Consider the following 17,709-nt stretch of genomic DNA (forward strand, 5'->3'; position numbering starts at 1 on the left):
GCACGGCCATGTCCGGCATACCCCTGGGGGTCCTCGACCTCGTCCCGATCACCTCCGGTTCGACCGCCGCCGAGGCCCTGCACCGCAGCGTCGACCTGGCCCGGCAGACGGAACGCTTCGGCTACGCCCGCTACTGGTTCGCCGAGCACCACCTCAACCCCGGTGTGGCCGGGACCTCACCCGCCGTGGTGCTCGCGTTGACCGCCTCCGCGACCACGAAGATCCGGATCGGCTCCGGGGCCGTCCAACTCGGTCACCGCACCGCCCTGTCCACGGTCGAGGAGTTCGGCCTGATCGACGCCCTGCACCCGGGCCGCCTCGACCTGGGCCTGGGTCGTTCGGCCGGCCGGCCGCCGCAGCCCGCCCCGGACGCCGCACCGCCCTTCGAGGGGCTCACTCCGAACGGCCTGCTGATCCCGCCCCGCTTCTCCTTCGCGCACCTCCTCGGGCACCCGCGGGTGGCCCTCCAGCAGAAGCTGTTGAACCTGCCGGGCGCCCACCCGCAGGACTACGCCGAGCAGGTGGCCGACGTACTGGCGCTGCTGCGCGGCGAGTACCGCTCCCCCGAGGGTGTGGAGGCGCACGCCGTGCCGGGTGAGGGGGCCGAGGTGCAGGTGTGGATCCTGGGCAGCAGCGGTGGGGTCAGTGCGGAGACAGCGGGCCGCAACGGGCTGCGCTTCGCGGCGAACTACCACGTCAGTCCGGCCTCGGTACTGGAGGCCGCGGAGGGCTACCGGGCCGCCTTCAAGCCGTCGGACGAGCTGGACCGGCCGCACCTGTCGGTGTCCGCCGACGTGGTGGTGGCCCCCGACGACGCGCAGGCGCGGGAGTTGGCCGCCGGCTACGGGCCCTGGGTGCGCAGCATCCGTACCGCCGAGGGCGCGATCCCCTATCCGACACCGGAGGAGGCGCGTCGACTGCCGTGGACGGACGCCGACCGGGACCTGGTCGCCGACCGGGTGGACACGCGGTTCGTGGGATCGGCGCGGACGGTCGCCGACCAGCTGGAACGGCTCCAGGAGGCCACCGGCGCCTCTGTGTTGTTTCCCACCCCCACCCCCCCCGGCCCCGCGGCCGGGGGCCGTCCCCCCGGGGGGGGGGCGGTGGTGGGGGCGCGCCGCGGCTCCCCGGGGGGGGCCGGCCGGGGCGCGGGGCCGCGCGGGGAGGGGCGGTTCGGGGCGCTACTTGCGGAGCGCTTCGACCGCCTGCCCTTCGAGGTCGAGGCTGCGGTCCACGTGCTCGGCGCAGGCCTCGAAGAAGGTCCGGCGCTCCTGCGCCCCGGCGTTCGGGTCGACCGCGCGGGCGAGGCCCGCCAGGTCGGACCAGTGCCGGGCGGACCGCCGGAAGAGTTCGGCCGCCTCGGGACGGTCGACGAGTTCGAGGAAGTCGGCGTAGAGCGGGCGGGTGGCGCCCGGTGCGGTCCACTCCTCCTCCAGGCAGGCGTACAGCCGCCCGGCGCCCTCGCGGAAGGCCTCCGGGGAGCTGCCGAAGCGGCGCTCCCAGCCCGTCTTCGTGGTCCGGTCGCGCAGCTGCGCGGCGAACTTCTCCATGCCGGTGAAACCGAAGTTGACGTCGAACTGGTTGCCCAGGACGGGCCCGGTGAGGTGGGTGACGGTGGAGGCGACGGCCCCTTCGACGTCCGGCTCGCCCTCGGGCGGACCGGTCGGGACGATCAGCTGGTGCCGGCCCTTGCGGTGCGCCGTCCAGGCGGCCCCGAACTCCTCGCGGTCGATGCGGTGCGGGGTGTCGGCAACGTCCTCGATCAGCAGGTCGTCGCCGTCGTAGCCGGCGATGACGACGGTGTACGGGTCGGCGCCGGTCATCTCGGCGTCCGGGTCGGCCTCGTGCCAGGGCAGCGAGGACCGGTCGACGACGCAGAAGGCGGGCTGCCCCTCGTCGAGGGCGGCGCGGACACGGCCCCAGCGGGGCTTCATCGCGCGCGTGGCGTCGTACGGGACTCCCAGGCGGCCGAGCGCGACCTGGACCCAGGGTTCGGGGTGGGCCTGGGCCACGATGGTGGCGATGGGGTTGCGGCCCGCGTATTCGAAGACGAAGTACATGAAGCCGATACCGCCGGCCAGGCCGGCGACCAGCTCCTCCGGGTGCGTGCTCCCCAGGGCGTGCCGGATCAGGGAGGCCTCGCGGTGGCGTCCGGTACCGAAGTCTTCATACACGAGCACAGTCATGCGGTCAGCCTAGGGCCTGTCGTCGGAACTCCCGTCGTCGCCCGGGGGGCGGCCCCGCGGCGTACGGGCGACGACGGGAGTTCCGTGTCGTCGCCGGACGGCTGTTCTCCCCGAGGTGCCGAGCGCCGGGAGCGGTACTAGCGTATGTGGGGTGAGAGCCGCCCCCACGGGGCACGCCCCCAGCGGCCGGAGTTCCCGCACGTCCATGGACGGGGACCGAGGCTCTGTCGCGTGCCCGTCTCGGGGAGGTACGTCGCATTGGACGCGTCGCTGGGGCAGACGTGCGGACGTACGGAGGCAACGCCACGATCCGCGCCGTGCCGTCTTCACGTGCGGCCGCGGTCACCCGTTCCTGCCCCGAAGACGTGGTGGGAGGGTGGAAGGAAGGGTATTCCCATGCATGCACAGAGAGCGAAGCGCCTGTTCGCGATTTCCGCCGCGGGCCTGCTGATGGCCGGTGGCGCGGCGATCGGCACCGCGGGTACGGCTGCCGCAGCAACCCCGTCGCACTCGGTCAGCTACCTCACCGGTGGCGGCTGCGGCGGAGACTCCGACCACGGCGGCTGGTACAACAGCGGCTGGGACGACGATGACGACGACTGGGGCGGCTACGGCGGCCACGGTCACGGTCACGACGACTACTGACCCCACCCCGCAGAGGAACGGTGCGCGGTCCCGCAAGGGGCCGCGCACCGTTGCGTCGCGGACGTCCGGCGTGGTGGGCCCGCGATGTCGGAGCGGCCGGACAACGGATGTCCGGATGTCCGGATGTGACAGGAAGCCGTCATTGCGGTCATCGGTGGCGGGCCCGAGGATGGGTCCATGCCCCTCACCCACCGCGTGGTCATCGCGGTCTTCCCCGATGTCGACCTCCTCGACGTCACCGGCCCGGCCGAGGTCTTCGCGCTGGCCAACCGGGAAACCGCGGGCCGCGCCGGCTACCGGGTCCGGCTCGCCGGTCCCGCCGCGGGTGAGGTCCGGACGTCGGCCGGTGTGCGGCTGCTCGCCGACCTGTCCTTCGACGAGGTGGGCGAACAGGTCGACACCCTGCTGGTGCCCGGCGCGGTGGACATGGCCGACGACGGACCCCGGGCCCGCATCGACCCCGATGTGGTGGCCTGGGTGAAGGACACCGCCCCGTACGCGCGTCGGGTGGCGTCGGTGTGCGTGGGCGCGCACCTGCTGGCGGCGGCCGGGTTGCTGGACGGGAGGACGGCGACGACCCACTGGTCGACCGCCGCCCAACTCGCCGCCGAGCATCCGGCGGTCACCGTCGACCCGGATCCGATCTTCGTCCGTACCGACCGCGGCCGGCTGTGGACGGGCGCCGGGATCAGTGCCTGCCTGGACCTCTCGCTCGCGCTGGTCGCCGAGGACCTCGGCGAGGACGTGGCGTTGGCGGTGGCCCGGCAGCTGGTGATGTACCTGAAACGGCAGGGCGGGCAGAGTCAGTTCTCCGTACCGCTCAGCCGGCCCGCGTCGGCCCGTCGGGACATCGACGAGCTGCGGCTGTGGATCGCCGAGCACCTGGACGAGGACCTGTCCGCGGAGGTGCTGGCGGCCCGCATGTGCCTCAGCGAGCGGCACCTGGCCCGCGTGTTCAAACAGGAGACCGGCGCGAGTCCCGCCGCGTACGTCGAGGCCGCCCGGGTCGAGGTGGCCCGGCGGCTGCTGGAGACCACCGACAGTCCGGTCGAGCACGTCGCGACCGCTGCCGGCCTCGGATCGGCGGAGACCCTGCACCGGGCCTTCCGGCGGCAGCTCGCCACCACCCCGGCCGCCTACCGCCGCCGGTTCCGTACCGGGGCGGGCGCCTGACCCGCGTCGGGTCACCCGTCCCGCCAACCCGTTCAGCCAACCCGTTCCGTTCCTCCCCTTCGACCAAGCGCTCCCGTCCGGGCACGGCGGACGGCTTCGCCGTGCCCCGAACCACTCCTTGACCGAACCGCCACGAAAGGCACCCCATGAGCACGCCCGAGCCCTCCACCACCCTGCGCGACCTCAACGGCCTGGACAACCGGCCGCCCCGACTCGCCGATTCCGTCCTGGTCATGGTGGACTTCCAGAACACCTACCGGACGGGTGTCATGGCCCTCGAAGGCGTCGAGGAGGCCCTCGCCGCGGGCGCCCGCCTGCTGGAGCGCGCCCGCGCCGCCGGTACGCCGGTCGTGCACGTCCTCAACGACGGCGGCGAGAACACCCCGTACGACATCCGCGCCCACATCGGCGCCATCAGCGACGAGGTCGCGCCGGTGGACGGCGAGGCGGTGGTGGTCAAGCAGTTCCCCAACGCCTTCCACCTCACCGAGTTGGAGCGGACCCTCACCGGGCTGGGGGCCGCCCCGGGCAGCGGCAAGGACCTCGTCATCGGCGGCTTCATGACGCACATGTGCGTCAGCCACACCGCCCAGGGGGCCTTCAACCTCGGGTACCGACCCACCGTGGTCGCCGAGACCACCGCCACCCGGGCCCTCACCGCCCCCGACGGGAGCGTCCTGTCCGCCGCCGCGCTCCAGGTCGCCGCCCTGACCACCGTCACCGATCTGTTCGGCACCGTCGTCGCGACCGTGGACGAGCTCCCCGCCCGACGTCGGTGAACCGCTCCCCCCGCCGCCCGCGCGGGCGGCGGGGGCCGCTCCCACCGGGCTCCTCCCGTCGGGGCCCCGGCCGCGGCGAACGGCGCGCCGGCGGCGGCACGGTCAGGGTGCGCGGTTGCTCCGGGTGGCATCCTGGGAACCGTCCGCCGCCGGGGCGGCTGCTCGCGCGCCGCCGGAACGGGCCGGGGCGGGGCGGGTCGCCCGGGCGCAGGTTCTTCCCCTCGAAGGAGCGTTCCGTGCCGCTGTCCCCCACCGAACGCGAGGAGTTCCTCGCCGAAGCACACATCGCCGCGCTCGCCGTGGACGCCGGTTCCGAAGGCGACCGGGCCCCGCTGACGGTCCCCATCTGGTACCAGTACTCCCCCGGCGGCGACATTTGGATCATGACGGGCCGGGACTCCCGCAAGGCCTCGCTGATCGCGGCCGCCGGCCGGTTCAGCCTGATGGTCGACCGGGTCGAGCCGTCGATCCGCTACGTCGCCGTCGAGGGGCCGGTCCTGTCGACGGAACCCGCGACGCGCGAGCGGCTGACGGAGATCGCCGCCCGGTACCTGCCGGCGGAGAAGGTGAAGGGCTACGTCGACTTCGCCTGGAAGGACCACGGCGAGCAGATCGTCATCCACATGCGGCCGCAGCGGTGGGTGAGCTCGGACCTCGGCCAGGTCTGAGGGCACCCGCGGAGGCCGTCGCTGAACCGAGCCGAACCCCCGGTTTCCCCGTGCCGTCAGCGCCGGCGGAGCCACCCCGGGCGTCTGCGTGAGGCGCGGGGGCCGCGTTCGGAGGGGAGGGGCGGGGCGAGGGCGAGGGTCACGGTGATGTGGGCGCCGCCGCGCGGACCGCGGGCGATGCGCAGCGAGCCCCCGGTGACGTCGGCGGCCCGCCGGGCGATGTCGAGGCCGAGCCCGGAGGAACCGCTGCTGGCGCCGCGGGACAGTGCCCGGTCCGGTTCAGGGATGCCCGGCCCGGAGTCCTCCACGACGAGTTCCACGGCCTGCGCGGTCCGTGCGACCCGGACCCCGAACGGGGTCCCGGAGGCGGTGTGCCGGAAGACGTTGCCGATGAGCGCGTCGACCACGGCGGCGAGGTCGTCGTCGGACAGGCCTACGGCCGTGGGTTCCTGGGTGAGTTCGAGGGCGCAGGGGCGGTTCTGTTGCTCGGCCAGGATCGCCCAGAAGGACGTCCTGCGCCGGACCACGTCGGCGGCCTCGCAGCGCGGGGCGTCGCCGGGGGAGGTGTGGCCGTCCGTGCCGAGCAGGCCCTGCCCCATCGGGCCCACGGCCAGCGGCGTGCGGGCGGCCGTGATGATGGCTTCGAGCTCCGTCTCCAGTTCGGCGACCGCGGCCTCGACCCTGGCCGACTCCGGCGTACCGGCCATGCGTTCCGAGGCCAGGTGCAGGGCGGTCAGCGGGGTCCGCAGTCGGTGCGACAGGTCGGCGACCAGTTCGCGTTCGACGGCGAGCAGTTCGGTCATCCGGTGGGCCATCGCGTTGAAGGCGATGCCCGCGTCCCTCAGTTCCCGGGGGCCCATCGGGTCGACGCGTGCGTCGAGGTCGCCCTCGCCCAGGGCTCGGGAGGCCTGCGCGAGCCGCCGCGAGGACCGGACGACCTTGGCCCCGAGCCGGTCGGCGACCATCACCGACCCGGCGACGAGACCGACGGCGAGGAGGACCATGACGGCCCAGGAGGCCTTGACCCCACGGGTCAGGTCCGCCTCGGGGACGAAGTTCTCGATGACGGCGACCCGGTCACCGGGCAGCACCACCGGCTGCAACGACGTCCAGCCGGCGGGGATCTCCTGGGAGATGGACTCGCGTCCCTGTTGGGCGCGGCGCAGCAGTTCCGCGGGTGCTTGGGAGGTGCCGAGGGGCGGGGCGTCCGGCAGGTGGATCACCAGGTGTTCCGACGCGTCGAGTCCCGCGACGGACTCGCGCAGGGCGGACGGGTCGGTGGTCAACGTCAGTACGGGGGCGAGGGCGGCGGCGCGTTGTTCGGCGGCGGTGACGCTCTGCTCCTTGACCAGCGACATGACGAGTGCGGCCAGCGGTATCAGGAAGGAGAGGGCCACCATCGACGTCACGGCGAGCGCGACTCCGGCCAGTGAGCGTCTCAACGGGGGGCCACGAGTTTGATGCCGACGCCCCGGACGGTCAGCAGGTAGCGCGGGGCGGAGGCCCGTTCGCCGAGCTTGCGGCGCAGGGACGACAGGTGGACGTCGACGGTCTGGTCGTCGACGTACGGCTCGCGCCAGACCTCGCTCAGCAGCCGGCGTTTGGAGACGACCTGGCCGGTGTGGTGGGCGAGGAAGGCCAGGAGGTCGAACTCCCTGCGCGTCAGGTGGAGCTCCAGGCCGGCCAGGTGCGCGGTGCGGGCGGCGGGATCGACGCTGAGTTCGCCGACGGTGGTCGCCCGCATCGGTTCGGCGGCCGGCGCCGGTCCGGGGCCGGCGGTCGGGCGGGTCGGGGCGACGTGACTGGTGCGACGGAGGACGGCGGAGAGGCGGGCGATGAGCTGGCCGCCGGAGAACGGCTTGACCAGGTAGTCGTCGGCGCCCGCGTTGAGGAGCTTGATGATCTCCGTCTCGTCGTCGCGGGCGGTGGCCACGAGGACGGGGACGGAGGAGATGCCGCGGATCATCCGCAGGGCGTCCCCTCCGTCCAGGTCGGGCAGTCCGAGGTCGAGGACCACCGCGTCGACGGGTATTCGGGTGATCTCCCGCAGGGCGCCGAAACCGTCGCCCACGCTCCGTACGGCATACCCGTGTTCCGCCAGGACCTCGATGAGTGACTGGCGGATGCTGGGGTCGTCTTCCACGACGAGGACGCTGGGCATGGGGACACCTTAGGTGCTGGGCCGCGAGAGGTCGTGAACAGGTCGTGGGCAGGCGGCGGGCGGCCGGGGGCGGCGCCCGGACCGCCGCCACGACGCGACTCAGGGCGCGGCGAGCGTCGGACCGTCGCCGGTGACGCGCAGGTGCACGGGGTGGTCGGTGACCGGGATGGTGCACCCCTCCTGGGTGCTGCAGCTCGCGTAGCCGAACAGGACGGTCGCGTCCCCGTCGGCGCCGGCGCGAACGGGCAGCGTGACGGTGACCGGGCCGTCCGGGTAGACGGGGACGGGTGCGTCGACGCCGGGCAGGGCGATGTCGCGCACCTTCGCTGCGGCCTTCGGCCCGCCCTCCGCGGCGAGCGCGCCGGTGACGTTCATCGCGGTGGGTCTGCCCACGCCCTCGATGCCGGTGGCCGGCAGGTCCGTGCTGTAGAGGTGGAAGCCCTCCTCCGGGGTGAACACGGCGGTCAGGGTGCCCTTCGAGGCCTTCCACTCGGACACGGAGAGGGTGACCGTGACGCCGTTCTCGGTGAAGCGGGTCACGGGCGCGGGGGCGTCCGCCGTCGAGGTCTGCCCGCCGCAGGCGGTGAGCGCGGTCAGGGCGAGGAGGGCCGCGGCCGTGCGTGCCCGTCGGACGCGCCACACCCGGCGGGCCGGGTTCGTACGCGGCCGTCTCATGACGCCCACCGGCGCAGGAAGGAGTTGATGCCCTCCGCGGTCAGGGACGGATTGCCCGTGGTGTGCGTGTCGGTGCGCACCGTCCCGGACGGTGAGAGGACGACGAGCACGGGCATCTTGTAACTACCGCCACCGGGGCTGTACTTGCTCAGGAGCGCGGAGGCCGCGGAGCTGCTGCCGCCGATGTCGACCTTGACCAGGTGGTACGACTCCCCGAGGAGGGCCGCCGTCTGCGGCTGGGCGAACACCTTGTCCGCCGCCTTGCAGTTGCCGCACCAGTTGGCGCCGAAGTCGAGGAGGACCATCCGCCCGTCGGCCTTGGCCGCGCGCAGTGCGGCGTCGACCTGTGCCTGTCCGACCGAACTGTCGTAGCCGGGCCCGGGTATCCGGGCGGGTGCGGGCGCGGCGGAGGTCCGTGGCGGCTGGGAGGGGGTACGGCTGGGGGTCGCTGCCGTCCTCGTCCTGGACGGGGTCGGCGAGGAGCCCGCCGGGGTGCTCGCGGAGGCGGAGGGCGCGGACGGGGGCGACGTACTCGGGGACGCCTGCCCGGACGCGGACGCGGATGCCGACACGGAGGCGTCGGCCGACGGGGTTTCGGAGGACGGGGCCTGCGGGGACGATCCGGCGACGGACGCGGCGGCCGCGCCGACGGGCGGGGAGGACGTGCCGCAGGCGGCGGTCAGCCCCGCGGCGAGCACGGCCACGGCGACCAGCGGCAGGCGCGCCGCCGGACGGGCGGGGGTTCCCGGCTGTGCGTCCCGGCGGGCGCGGACGGATCGGAGCGGGCGAGGACTCATGGCGAAGACACCCCAAGGCACGGTTCGGACGGCGGGAGGGACGGCGACGCCTCCCGACTCGGTGAAGCCGGCGGCCCGACGGATCTCCGGGCCGTCACGCCCGGAACGCCGAGGCCGCTCGGCTGACGCGAGCCTAGGGCCCCGCGGCGGCTCGTGGGCCGTCCCGGACCGATCTTGAGGTTGCCCTAAGGAAGAGCTCACCTTCCGCTTCGGCGGAACCCGGTCGATCGGCGTGCGTAAGCCGCCGCAGGGGCGAAAGGTGACGGGAGCGGCGGATGCCGCGGATCGGGCACGGCCGGCCCGATCGCACGCCCGGCGGCGGGGTGGGGCGGCGCGGCGGTCGGGCGATGGCGCGGTGGTGCGGTGGGTCAGAACGACGTCTCTCGGACGCTCGCCTTCGCCACCGGGTCGACGGTCGCCGTGATGACCGACCGGTGGTCCCCGCCGCTGAACGTGACCGTGAGGGTGTCGTCGGAGGTCTGTGACGTGGTGGCCTTGAAGCCGCGGCCGGGAACCGCCGAGATCAGGCACACGCCGCGGGCGCCGTAGCGGACCGTCGCCTTGCCGCCCTGCGAGGGAATGGTGTGCAGCCCCGGGCCGCCCTCCTGGCAGTCGACCGCGGGCTTGGGCACGGGAGCCCGGGTGGTGGCCGGCGGGGCCTTCGGGGTGGAAGCGGGGGACGCGGAAGGCGAAGGCCGCTCGGACGCGGAGGGCGATCCGCTTCCGGACGGTGACACGGAAGCGGAGGGGGACGGCGGTCCGCTCGACGGGGCAGTCACCGCTTCCCAGGCCGGCGGCGATTCTACGACCGTCGGGGCGGAACGGGCGACCGGGGGCGTGTGCCGGGTCGAGCCGACCACGAACTGGACCGTGGCGAGCACGGCGGTCACGCTGGTGGCCGTGCACGACAGCCATATGAACAGGTAGCGCGGAATTCGGGGCACGGCCCCATAGTGGCCGACGGTCCGGGCCTGCCGTCACCGCCTCCCCCCTTCCGTGCCGGCCGCGCCCTCGTGCGCGCCCCCGCACCCGGCCGCCGGGCGGGCGGGACCGTGCGCGGGGTAGCGCGAACGCAGACGTCCTCCGGCCCGGGAACGGGTCGGAGGACGCCTGCCGCGCGGCGGCCGTACCTGGGGGCTTGACGGCCGCCGGGACGCTTCCTACTTCGGCGCGCCGAAGTTCTGCGTCCACCAAGGGCCCCCGTCGCCCTTGTGCACGCCTATGCCGATCTCCCGGAACGCGCAGTTGAGAATGTTGGCCCGGTGACCGGAGCTGTTCATCCACGCCTTCATGACCGCGTCGGCGTCGGCCTGACCGCGGGCTATGTTCTCGCCCAGGCGGGACCAGGCGTAGCCCGCGGCTTCCACCCGGCTGGTCATGGTGGACCCGTCGGGCCCGGTGTGGGACATGACGCCGCTGCTCGCCATGGTGTCGCTGTACGCCCGGGCGGCGGCGTTCAGCTTGGAGTTCGCGGTCAGCGGGCCGCAGCCGGCCGTCGCCCGCTCCTTGTTGACCAGCGCGAGGACCGCGGACTCGGAGTCCCCGGAGGTGCTGCCGCCGGAGCCGCCGGAGCCGCCGGACGTGCCGCCGGAGCCGCCGGTACCGCCCGAGGTGCCGCCGCCGGTGGGGGCGGCCGTACGCGTCGGCTTGCGGGTCTCGGGGGCCTTCGGCTTGGCCGGGGCCTCGTCGGCCGCTTCCGCGGGCTTGGTGGGGGCGGCGGAGCCGGTGGCGTCCGCCGTGGGCGGCGCGGCGGGCAACGAGCCCGTCGCGGCGGCGGCCTCGGCGCTCAGCGAGGGGGAGGGAGAGGCCGGGGTGGGCGTGGGGGACGCCGACGCCCCGCTGCCGCCGGGGAGGTCACCGGGGGCCGTCGTCGCGGCCTGCCGACCGGAGGCTCCGTCGGCACGGTCCGCGCGTGCGCCGCCGTCGGAGTCCGCCACGGCGACGCCGACCGCGACCGCCGCGGCCGCCGACGCCGCGGTGACGGACAGGACGATGCGGGTGCGCACCGTCTTCTTCCGCCGTGCGTCGGTCCGGGACGGCGTTGCGGGAGTTCGGCTGCGACTCATGCCTGTAGCACCTCACAGAGAGAGGGGGAGGGGGGTGGTGCGTTCGAGACTAGGGCGGTGATCAGCGAAAGGAGCGCCTGGAAGGGGTACTTCACCTTCCCTTAAGGAAGCCCGCAGGATCGGATCAGGGACAACCCGGGTCAAACGCCCCGCACATGACCGGTCGGGCCGAGAAGCGCGGACCGACGTGTCGACGGGTGAACCGGGCAGACCGGGCGAACTGCACGGAGCGGGACGGCTCTTCGACCTCGGCGGGCCGACGCGCTCACGGACCCGGAACCCCCCAGCAGGACAAGGGCGTCGAGGTCGGACAACCAGCTCCTCAGGGCACGAGGACGACCTTGCCGGCGACGGTGCCGGATTCGGCCAGGCGCATCGCCTCGGCGGCGCGGGCGAGCGGGATCTCGGCGGCCACCTTCGCGGTGATGTCGCCGCGCTGGAGGGCGGCGAACACCTGGGTGAGGTCGGAGCGCAGGCGGGCCCGGAAGCGGTCCTTGGCGTAGGCGCGGCCCGCCCAGACGTTGAAGAAGTAGGCACTGCGGCCGTTGGGCAGCGCGTTCCACCACCACACCCGGCCCAGCAGCCGCAGGACGGGCCAGGAGCCGGAGCCCTCGTCGTCCCGGGTGGCGGCGCTGCCGTACGAGACGAGGGTGCCGCCGGGGGCCAGGAGCCGCCAGGAGTCGACGATCCCGTCTCCGCCGACGTGGTCGAAGACGGCGTCCACCCCCGCGGGAGCGAGTACGCGGACGCGGGCGGCGACGTTGCCCGAGCGGTAGTCGACCGGTTCGACGCCCAGGGCCCGCAGCGCCTCGTGGTGGCGCGTGGACGCGGTGCCGATCACCCGGATTCCCGCGGCGAGTGCCAGTTGCACCAGGATCGAGCCGACGCCGCCGTTGGCGCCGTGGACGAGGACGGTGCCCCCGGCGCGGACCCGGGCCTTGCGGTGGAGCATCTGCCAGGCCGTGATGCCGTTGACGACCGCGGTCTCCGCCTCCGCCGCGGTGACGCCCACGGGCACCTCCACCGCGTCGGCGGCGTCCACGACGACGTGGCTGGCCCAGCCCCCGGTCTTCGTCATGACGGCCACCCTCCTGCCGAGCAGGTCCGGGGTAGCGCCCGGCCCGGTGGCCTGCACGGTGCCCACCAGGTCGTAGCCGGGGACGAACGGGAAGGCGGGCTGGTCGTAGTAGCGGCCGCGGCGCATCTGCTGCTCCGCGAAGGACACGCCGGTCGCCTCCATGGCGATCAGCAGTTGCCCCGCACCGGGCCGCGGCACGGGTCCGCGGTGCAGTTCCAGCCCTTCCGGCTCGACCTTGCCCGGCAGCAGTACCTCAACGCGCTCGACGGTGTTCATGACGATCTCCCATGAGTTAGCGCTTCTCGTGTTTGTTAGAAGCTATAACCAGAGTGAACGCCGACGGGGGCACTGTCAAGCGATCGACCCCATCGAACGCGAGAGGTCATGTCGTTGGTGATAGGTTCTAACCATCGACTGCACGGAGAGGCGACGGCCATGACCGGAAGCACCACGACCCCGCGCGAGCGGTACCGCCAACAGGTCCGCACCGAGGTCAAGGAGAAGGCCTGGCAGCAGATCGCCGGGTCGGGCGCCTCCGCCCTGTCCCTCAACGCCATCGCCAAGCAGATGGGCATGAGCGGACCCGCGCTCTACCGGTACTTCGCCGGCCGCGACGAACTGATCACGGAGCTCGTGACGGACGCGTACCGCAGCCTCGCCGACACCTTCGCCGCCGTGGCCGACGGCGGCACCGGTCGGGAGCGCCTGGCCGGGCTGGCGGCGGCGCTGCGGCACTGGGCCCTGGAGGATCCGCACCGCTACTTCCTCATCTACGGAACCCCGATCCCCGGCTACCACGCTCCGGACGACGTCACGGTGATCGCGTCGGAGATGATGTCGGTCCTGCTGGACGCCTGCGTCACGGCCGTCGACCCCGACTCCGGGACCGGCGCCGGGGCCCAAGACCTCGACGCGCACCTGGCCGAGCACCGGGAGTGGGCCGCCGGCCACCCGGACGCCTCGCCGGCCGCCCTCCGCACGGCCCTGACCTTCTGGAGCCGCCTGCACGGCACGCTCTCCCTGGAGCTGGCGGGCCACTTCACCGGCATGGGGCCGGACCCGGCCCTGCTGTTCGCGGCGGAAGTGGATGCGCTGACGTCCCGGCCTACAATGACCAAATGATCTTCATTGTGGTGAAATTCGCCGTCAAGCCCGCATACGTCGACCAGTGGCCCGAGCTGGTCTCCGACTTCACCCGCGCCACCCGGGCCGAGCCCGGGAACCTGTGGTTCGAGTGGTCCCGCAGCCTGGAGGAACCCGACACGTACGTCCTGGTGGAGGCCTTCCGGGACGACGCGGCGGAGGCCCACGTCACCTCGGAGCACTTCCGTGCCGCCCTGGAGACCATGCGCCCGCTGGTCACCCGTACGCCGGACATCGTCAGCACCACCATCGAGGGCGCCGACGGCTGGAGCCGGATGGGCGAACTCCAGGTCGACTGACCCCCAGCACCCCTCCCCCTGCCGGACCTCCGGGCTTTCGGATTTCCTCCGGACGGGACGTGTACGGACCGGCGCCCCGGGCAAGCGAGGACTCGGAACGGATGAACATCGTTTCGAAGGAACACCGATCCATGGGCGCGGCGGGAAGTCGGCCGCGCCGGCAAACCGGAGGAGTTGTTTTCGCGTGACCGAGAACATGTGGAACTACCGTTCGACGTCGGGCCACCTCACGGGCGCCGATCTGTCCGGCTACAAGGTCGAGGCCACGGACGGGAACATCGGCAAGGTCGACAAGCACAACGACGAGGCGGGCGACGCCTACCTGGTGGTCGACACCGGCGTCTGGATCTTCGGCAAGGAAGTGCTGCTCCCCGCGAGCACGGTGATCAGCATCAACGCGGACGAGCAGAGGATCTACGTGGACCGGACGCGGGCGCAGGTCAAGGACGCCCCCGAGTTCCACCGCGACCAGCACCTGACGAGCCCGCAGTACCGCGAGGAGATCGGGATCTACTACGGCATCGGCGGTCCGTTCGGCCGCCCCCTGTAGTCCCGGACACCACCCCGGCCCACGGGCCTTCCGGTCGACAGGCTTTCGCGCGGGGCCCCGACTCGACGAGTCGGGGCCCCGCCGTCGTGCGCCGCGGGCCGCGGGGCGCACCCGTGGGCCGCGCACGGGAAAACCCGGCCCACGGGACACAGAAAACGGGGAGGGGTGTGTGCCCCGGGCCGGGCCCGGCGGCCGGGAGGCCGCTACCACTCATCGGCCGCCACTCCCAGAGTAGGCACAACCCGGGCACATCGGTCACCGGAGGGTGAGCCGCATCAGGATCCTCGGGTGGCCGGCCAGCACCGACGTGGTGTCCGCGACGTGCGAGAACCCCGCGCGTTCGAAGTTCTTCCGGATCCCGGGGTACGCCATCGTGAGGTCGACCCGGGCCTCCCCGTTGTCGAGCGGATAGGCCTCGACCACCGGCGCCCCGTGGGCGCGGGCGAAGTCGACGGCACCGGCGATGAGGGCGTGCGAGATCCCCTTGCCGCGATGCCCCGGACGGACCCGGATGCACCACAAGGACCACACCGGAAGGTCGTCCACCTGCGGAATCGTGCGACTGCGCGCGAAAGAGGTGTCCGCGCGGGGTGCCACGGCGGCCCAGCCGACCGGCTCGTCGCCGTCGTGGGCGAGGACCCCGGGAGGAACCCGCGCACGGCAGAGCTCGGCGACGTGTTCGCCGCGGGCGGGGCCGCGCAGCTCGTTGTTGAGCTTGGACGGGATCCGGTGGCTCAGGCACCAGCACACGTTGGCGGTGGCCGTCTTCGGCCCGAGCAGGGTCCGGACGTCGGCGAAGACCGAAGCCGGACGAACCTCGATGGTCATGATCCCACCCTCGCACGGCCCGCGGGAGGCCGGCGCGCGTCCCCGGAACTCGGCCACGACCGGTCACGAATCGAGAAGCCCCGCTCCGCGCACCCGGGCTACCGTGACGGTCACGAACGCCGGCGCGGCGCGCGAGGCCGACGGGGTCCGCGCCGCAGGCCCCGTACGCACCAGCAGGGAGACACGATGAGCAAGGCCAAGAGGTCGGACGCCCCGCCGTCCGCGTCGCACGTTGCCGACGGCCACGACCTGATCCGCGTCCACGGCGCGCGCGTGAACAACCTCAAGGACGTCAGCGTCGAGCTCCCGAAGCGCCGGCTGACCGTGTTCACCGGGATCTCCGGCTCGGGCAAGAGCTCGCTCGTGTTCGGCACGATCGCCGCGGAGTCCCAGCGGCTGATCAACGAGACGTACAGCGCCTTCGTGCAGGGGTTCATGCCGACCCTGGCCCGGCCCGAGGTCGACGTGCTCGAAGGCCTGACGACCGCGATCATCGTCGACCAGCAGCGGATGGGGGCCGACCCCCGTTCCACCGTGGGCACCGCCACCGACGCGAACGCGATGCTGCGCATCCTCTTCAGCCGTCTCGGGCGGCCCCACATCGGCTCGCCGAACGCGTACTCCTTCAACGTCCCCTCCGTCCGGGCGAGCGGCGCCGTCACGGTCGAGCGGGGCGCGGGCACCAGGACCGTCAAGCAGACCTTCAGCCGGACCGGCGGCATGTGCCCGCGCTGCGAGGGCCGGGGCTCGGTGTCCGACATCGACCTCACCCAGCTGTACGACGACACCAAGTCGATCTCCGAGGGCGCGTTCACCATCCCCGGCTGGAAGTCGGACAGTTGGTGGACCGTCCGGCTGTACGCCGAATCCGGCTTCCTCGACCCGGACAAGCCGATCCGCAAGTACACGAAGAAGGAGATGCAGGACTTCCTGTACCGGGAGCCGACCAAGGTGAAGGTCGAGGGTGTGAACCTCACCTACGAGGGACTCATCCCGAAGATCCAGAAGTCGTTCCTGTCGAAGGACCGGGAGGCGATGCAGCCGCACATCCGGGCGTTCGTGGACCGGGCCGTCACCTTCACCTCCTGCCCCGAATGCGGGGGCACCCGGCTCAGCGAGGGCGCCCGGTCCTCGAGGATCAAGAAGATCAACATCGCCGAGGCGTGCGCGATGCAGATCAGCGACCTGGCGGTCTGGGTCGCCGGCCTCGACGAGCCATCGGTGGCGCCGCTGCTCACCACGCTCCGGCAGACCCTCGACTCGTTCGTGGAGATCGGGCTCGGCTACCTCTCCCTCGACCGTGCGTCGGGCACCCTGTCGGGCGGCGAGGCGCAGCGCGTCAAGATGATCCGCCACCTCGGCTCCTCCCTGACCGACACCACCTACGTCTTCGACGAGCCCACCACGGGTCTGCACCCGCACGACATCCAGCGGATGAACGCGTTGCTGCTGCGGCTGCGCGACAAGGGCAACACGGTGCTGGTCGTCGAGCACAAGCCGGAGACGATCGCGATCGCGGACCACGTCGTCGACCTCGGACCCGGCGCCGGTGCGGGCGGCGGCACCGTCTGCTTCGAGGGCACCGTCGAGGGACTGCGGAAGGGGGGCACGATCACCGGACGGCACTTCGACGACCGGGCCTCGCTCAAGGACGGCGTGCGCAAGCCGACGGGCGCCCTGGAGATCCGGGGCGCGGCGACGCACAACCTGCGCGACGTCGACGTGGACATCCCGCTCGGCGTGCTCGTCGTCGTCACCGGGGTCGCCGGTTCCGGCAAGAGCTCGCTCGTGCACGGTTCGCTGCCGAGGCATCCGGGGGCGGCGGGCGAGGGCGTGGTGTCCATCGACCAGGGTGCGATCCGCGGCTCACGGCGCAGCAACCCGGCGACGTACACGGGGTTGCTCGATCCGATCCGCAAGGCGTTCGCGAAGGTCAACGGCGTGAAGCCGGCGTTGTTCAGCGCGAATTCCGAGGGCGCCTGCCCGAACTGCAACGGCGCCGGCGTCATCTACACCGACCTGGCGATGATGGCCGGGGTGGCCACCACCTGCGAGGAGTGCGAGGGCAAGCGGTTCGACGCGTCGGTGCTGGAATACCGCCTCGGCGGCCGCGACATCAGCGAAGTGCTGGCGATGTCGGTGACGGAGGCCGAGAAGTTCTTCGGCGAGGGCGAGGCGCGCACGCCCGCCGCGCACAAGGTCCTGGAGCGGCTGGCGGACGTCGGACTCGGCTACCTCAGCCTGGGTCAGCCCCTGACGACCCTGTCGGGCGGCGAGCGGCAGCGGCTGAAGCTGGCCACGCACATGGCGGAGAAGGGGGGCGTCTACATCCTCGACGAGCCCACCGCGGGCCTGCACCTCGCCGACGTCGAGCAGCTCCTCGGGTTGCTCGACCGGCTCGTCGAGTCGGGGAAGTCCGTCATCGTCGTCGAGCACCACCAGGCCGTGATGGCGCACGCCGACTGGATCATCGACCTGGGCCCGGGTGCCGGTCACGACGGCGGCCGGATCGTCTTCGAGGGCACCCCCTCGGACCTCGTCGCCGACCGCTCCACCCTCACCGGTCAGCACCTCGCGGCGTACGTGGGCGCCTGACCGGCGTCCCCGGCGATCACTTGCCCACCGCCGGGCCCCGGCCCCGCGAGCGCTTGGTGATCGTCG

General features: G+C 73.0%; 18 protein-coding genes and 1 pseudogene. 10 read left to right on the top strand and 9 right to left on the bottom strand.

Going from position 1 to position 17,709, the window contains the following annotated elements:
• Positions 1-8 precede the first annotated feature (8 nt).
• Positions 9-1,052 (top strand): annotated as a pseudogene (locus ACFVS6_RS03040) (LLM class flavin-dependent oxidoreductase); the annotation flags it as partial.
• Between the two features lie 129 nt (positions 1,053-1,181).
• Here ACFVS6_RS03040 and ACFVS6_RS03045 read toward each other — a convergent pair.
• Complete coding sequence (locus tag ACFVS6_RS03045) at positions 1,182-2,186, bottom strand: BtrH N-terminal domain-containing protein (protein ID WP_389700190.1); 1,005 nt, start codon at positions 2,184-2,186, stop codon at positions 1,182-1,184.
• Between the two features lie 396 nt (positions 2,187-2,582).
• Between ACFVS6_RS03045 and ACFVS6_RS03050 the strand changes: the two genes are divergently transcribed.
• The 4 genes from ACFVS6_RS03050 to ACFVS6_RS03065 all read left to right on the top strand — a co-directional run bounded on the left by ACFVS6_RS03050 (position 2,583) and on the right by ACFVS6_RS03065 (position 5,451).
• Positions 2,583-2,831 (top strand): hypothetical protein, encoded by a 249-nt coding sequence (locus ACFVS6_RS03050; RefSeq protein ID WP_389700191.1) that lies wholly within the window; start codon positions 2,583-2,585, stop codon positions 2,829-2,831.
• Between the two features lie 177 nt (positions 2,832-3,008).
• The gene (locus ACFVS6_RS03055; protein WP_389700192.1) at positions 3,009-4,004 is read left to right on the top strand and encodes a GlxA family transcriptional regulator; all 996 of its coding nucleotides are present in this window, start codon (positions 3,009-3,011) and stop codon (positions 4,002-4,004) included.
• A 146-nt stretch (positions 4,005-4,150) separates the two neighbouring features.
• Positions 4,151-4,783, top strand: coding sequence for a cysteine hydrolase family protein (locus tag ACFVS6_RS03060; protein WP_389700193.1), 633 nt, complete (start codon positions 4,151-4,153; stop codon positions 4,781-4,783).
• A 236-nt stretch (positions 4,784-5,019) separates the two neighbouring features.
• The gene (locus ACFVS6_RS03065; RefSeq protein ID WP_389700194.1) at positions 5,020-5,451 is read left to right on the top strand and encodes a pyridoxamine 5'-phosphate oxidase family protein; all 432 of its coding nucleotides are present in this window, start codon (positions 5,020-5,022) and stop codon (positions 5,449-5,451) included.
• Positions 5,452-5,507: 56 nt separating this feature from the next.
• On the opposite strand, the gene ACFVS6_RS03070 is transcribed toward ACFVS6_RS03065, so the two are convergent.
• The 5 genes from ACFVS6_RS03070 to ACFVS6_RS03090 form a co-directional block, all read right to left on the bottom strand.
• The gene (locus ACFVS6_RS03070) at positions 5,508-6,893 is read right to left on the bottom strand and encodes an ATP-binding protein (RefSeq protein WP_389700195.1); all 1,386 of its coding nucleotides are present in this window, start codon (positions 6,891-6,893) and stop codon (positions 5,508-5,510) included.
• Positions 6,890-7,612, bottom strand: a complete 723-nt coding sequence (locus ACFVS6_RS03075; protein WP_389700196.1) for a response regulator transcription factor — start codon at positions 7,610-7,612, stop codon at positions 6,890-6,892. The genes ACFVS6_RS03070 and ACFVS6_RS03075 overlap by 4 nt, the downstream gene beginning before the upstream one ends.
• A 99-nt stretch (positions 7,613-7,711) precedes the next feature.
• The gene (locus ACFVS6_RS03080) at positions 7,712-8,287 is read right to left on the bottom strand and encodes a hypothetical protein (RefSeq protein WP_389700197.1); all 576 of its coding nucleotides are present in this window, start codon (positions 8,285-8,287) and stop codon (positions 7,712-7,714) included.
• Entirely contained in the window at positions 8,284-9,084 is an 801-nt protein-coding gene (locus tag ACFVS6_RS03085; RefSeq protein WP_389700198.1) for a thioredoxin family protein, read from the bottom strand. The genes ACFVS6_RS03080 and ACFVS6_RS03085 overlap by 4 nt, the downstream gene beginning before the upstream one ends.
• Before the next feature lie 368 nt (positions 9,085-9,452).
• Positions 9,453-9,716: a hypothetical protein gene (locus tag ACFVS6_RS03090; RefSeq protein ID WP_389700199.1), complete on the bottom strand. Its 264-nt coding sequence runs from the start codon at positions 9,714-9,716 to the stop codon at positions 9,453-9,455.
• Here ACFVS6_RS03090 and ACFVS6_RS03095 point away from each other — a divergent pair.
• Positions 9,709-10,011, top strand: coding sequence for a hypothetical protein (locus ACFVS6_RS03095; protein WP_389700200.1), 303 nt, complete (start codon positions 9,709-9,711; stop codon positions 10,009-10,011). The two genes, ACFVS6_RS03090 and ACFVS6_RS03095, sit on opposite strands and share 8 nt — an antisense overlap.
• 233 nt (positions 10,012-10,244) lie before the next feature.
• Here the strand turns inward: ACFVS6_RS03095 and ACFVS6_RS03100 are convergent, their stop codons facing one another.
• Positions 10,245-11,150 carry a CAP domain-containing protein gene (locus ACFVS6_RS03100; RefSeq protein WP_389700201.1) on the bottom strand — a complete coding sequence of 302 codons (906 nt, stop codon included), beginning with the start codon at positions 11,148-11,150 and terminating at the stop codon, positions 10,245-10,247.
• A gap of 322 nt (positions 11,151-11,472) precedes the next feature.
• Positions 11,473-12,504, bottom strand: a complete 1,032-nt coding sequence (locus ACFVS6_RS03105) for a medium chain dehydrogenase/reductase family protein (RefSeq protein ID WP_389700202.1) — start codon at positions 12,502-12,504, stop codon at positions 11,473-11,475.
• A 159-nt stretch (positions 12,505-12,663) separates the two neighbouring features.
• Between ACFVS6_RS03105 and ACFVS6_RS03110 the strand changes: the two genes are divergently transcribed.
• The 3 genes from ACFVS6_RS03110 (at position 12,664) to ACFVS6_RS03120 (ending at position 14,220) form a co-directional block, all read left to right on the top strand.
• A complete protein-coding gene (locus tag ACFVS6_RS03110) occupies positions 12,664-13,350 on the top strand; it encodes a TetR/AcrR family transcriptional regulator (protein WP_389700203.1) in 687 nt (228 codons plus the stop codon).
• The gene (locus tag ACFVS6_RS03115; protein WP_385574102.1) at positions 13,347-13,670 is read left to right on the top strand and encodes a putative quinol monooxygenase; all 324 of its coding nucleotides are present in this window, start codon (positions 13,347-13,349) and stop codon (positions 13,668-13,670) included. The genes ACFVS6_RS03110 and ACFVS6_RS03115 overlap by 4 nt, the downstream gene beginning before the upstream one ends.
• 184 nt (positions 13,671-13,854) lie before the next feature.
• Positions 13,855-14,220 carry a PRC-barrel domain-containing protein gene (locus ACFVS6_RS03120; protein ID WP_389700204.1) on the top strand — a complete coding sequence of 122 codons (366 nt, stop codon included), beginning with the start codon at positions 13,855-13,857 and terminating at the stop codon, positions 14,218-14,220.
• Between the two features lie 255 nt (positions 14,221-14,475).
• Here ACFVS6_RS03120 and ACFVS6_RS03125 read toward each other — a convergent pair whose 3' ends face one another.
• On the bottom strand, positions 14,476-15,048 hold the full coding sequence (locus ACFVS6_RS03125; RefSeq protein WP_389700205.1) for a GNAT family N-acetyltransferase: 573 nt from the start codon (positions 15,046-15,048) through the stop codon (positions 14,476-14,478).
• Between the two features lie 186 nt (positions 15,049-15,234).
• Here ACFVS6_RS03125 and ACFVS6_RS03130 point away from each other — a divergent pair, with 186 nt between their 5' ends.
• Positions 15,235-17,643, top strand: coding sequence for an ATP-binding cassette domain-containing protein (locus ACFVS6_RS03130; RefSeq protein ID WP_389700206.1), 2,409 nt, complete (start codon positions 15,235-15,237; stop codon positions 17,641-17,643).
• The last annotated feature ends 66 nt before the right edge of the window (positions 17,644-17,709 follow it).

This window comes from Streptomyces sp. NPDC057939 (assembly GCF_042887545.1).
GTDB lineage: Bacteria > Actinomycetota > Actinomycetes > Streptomycetales > Streptomycetaceae > Streptomyces.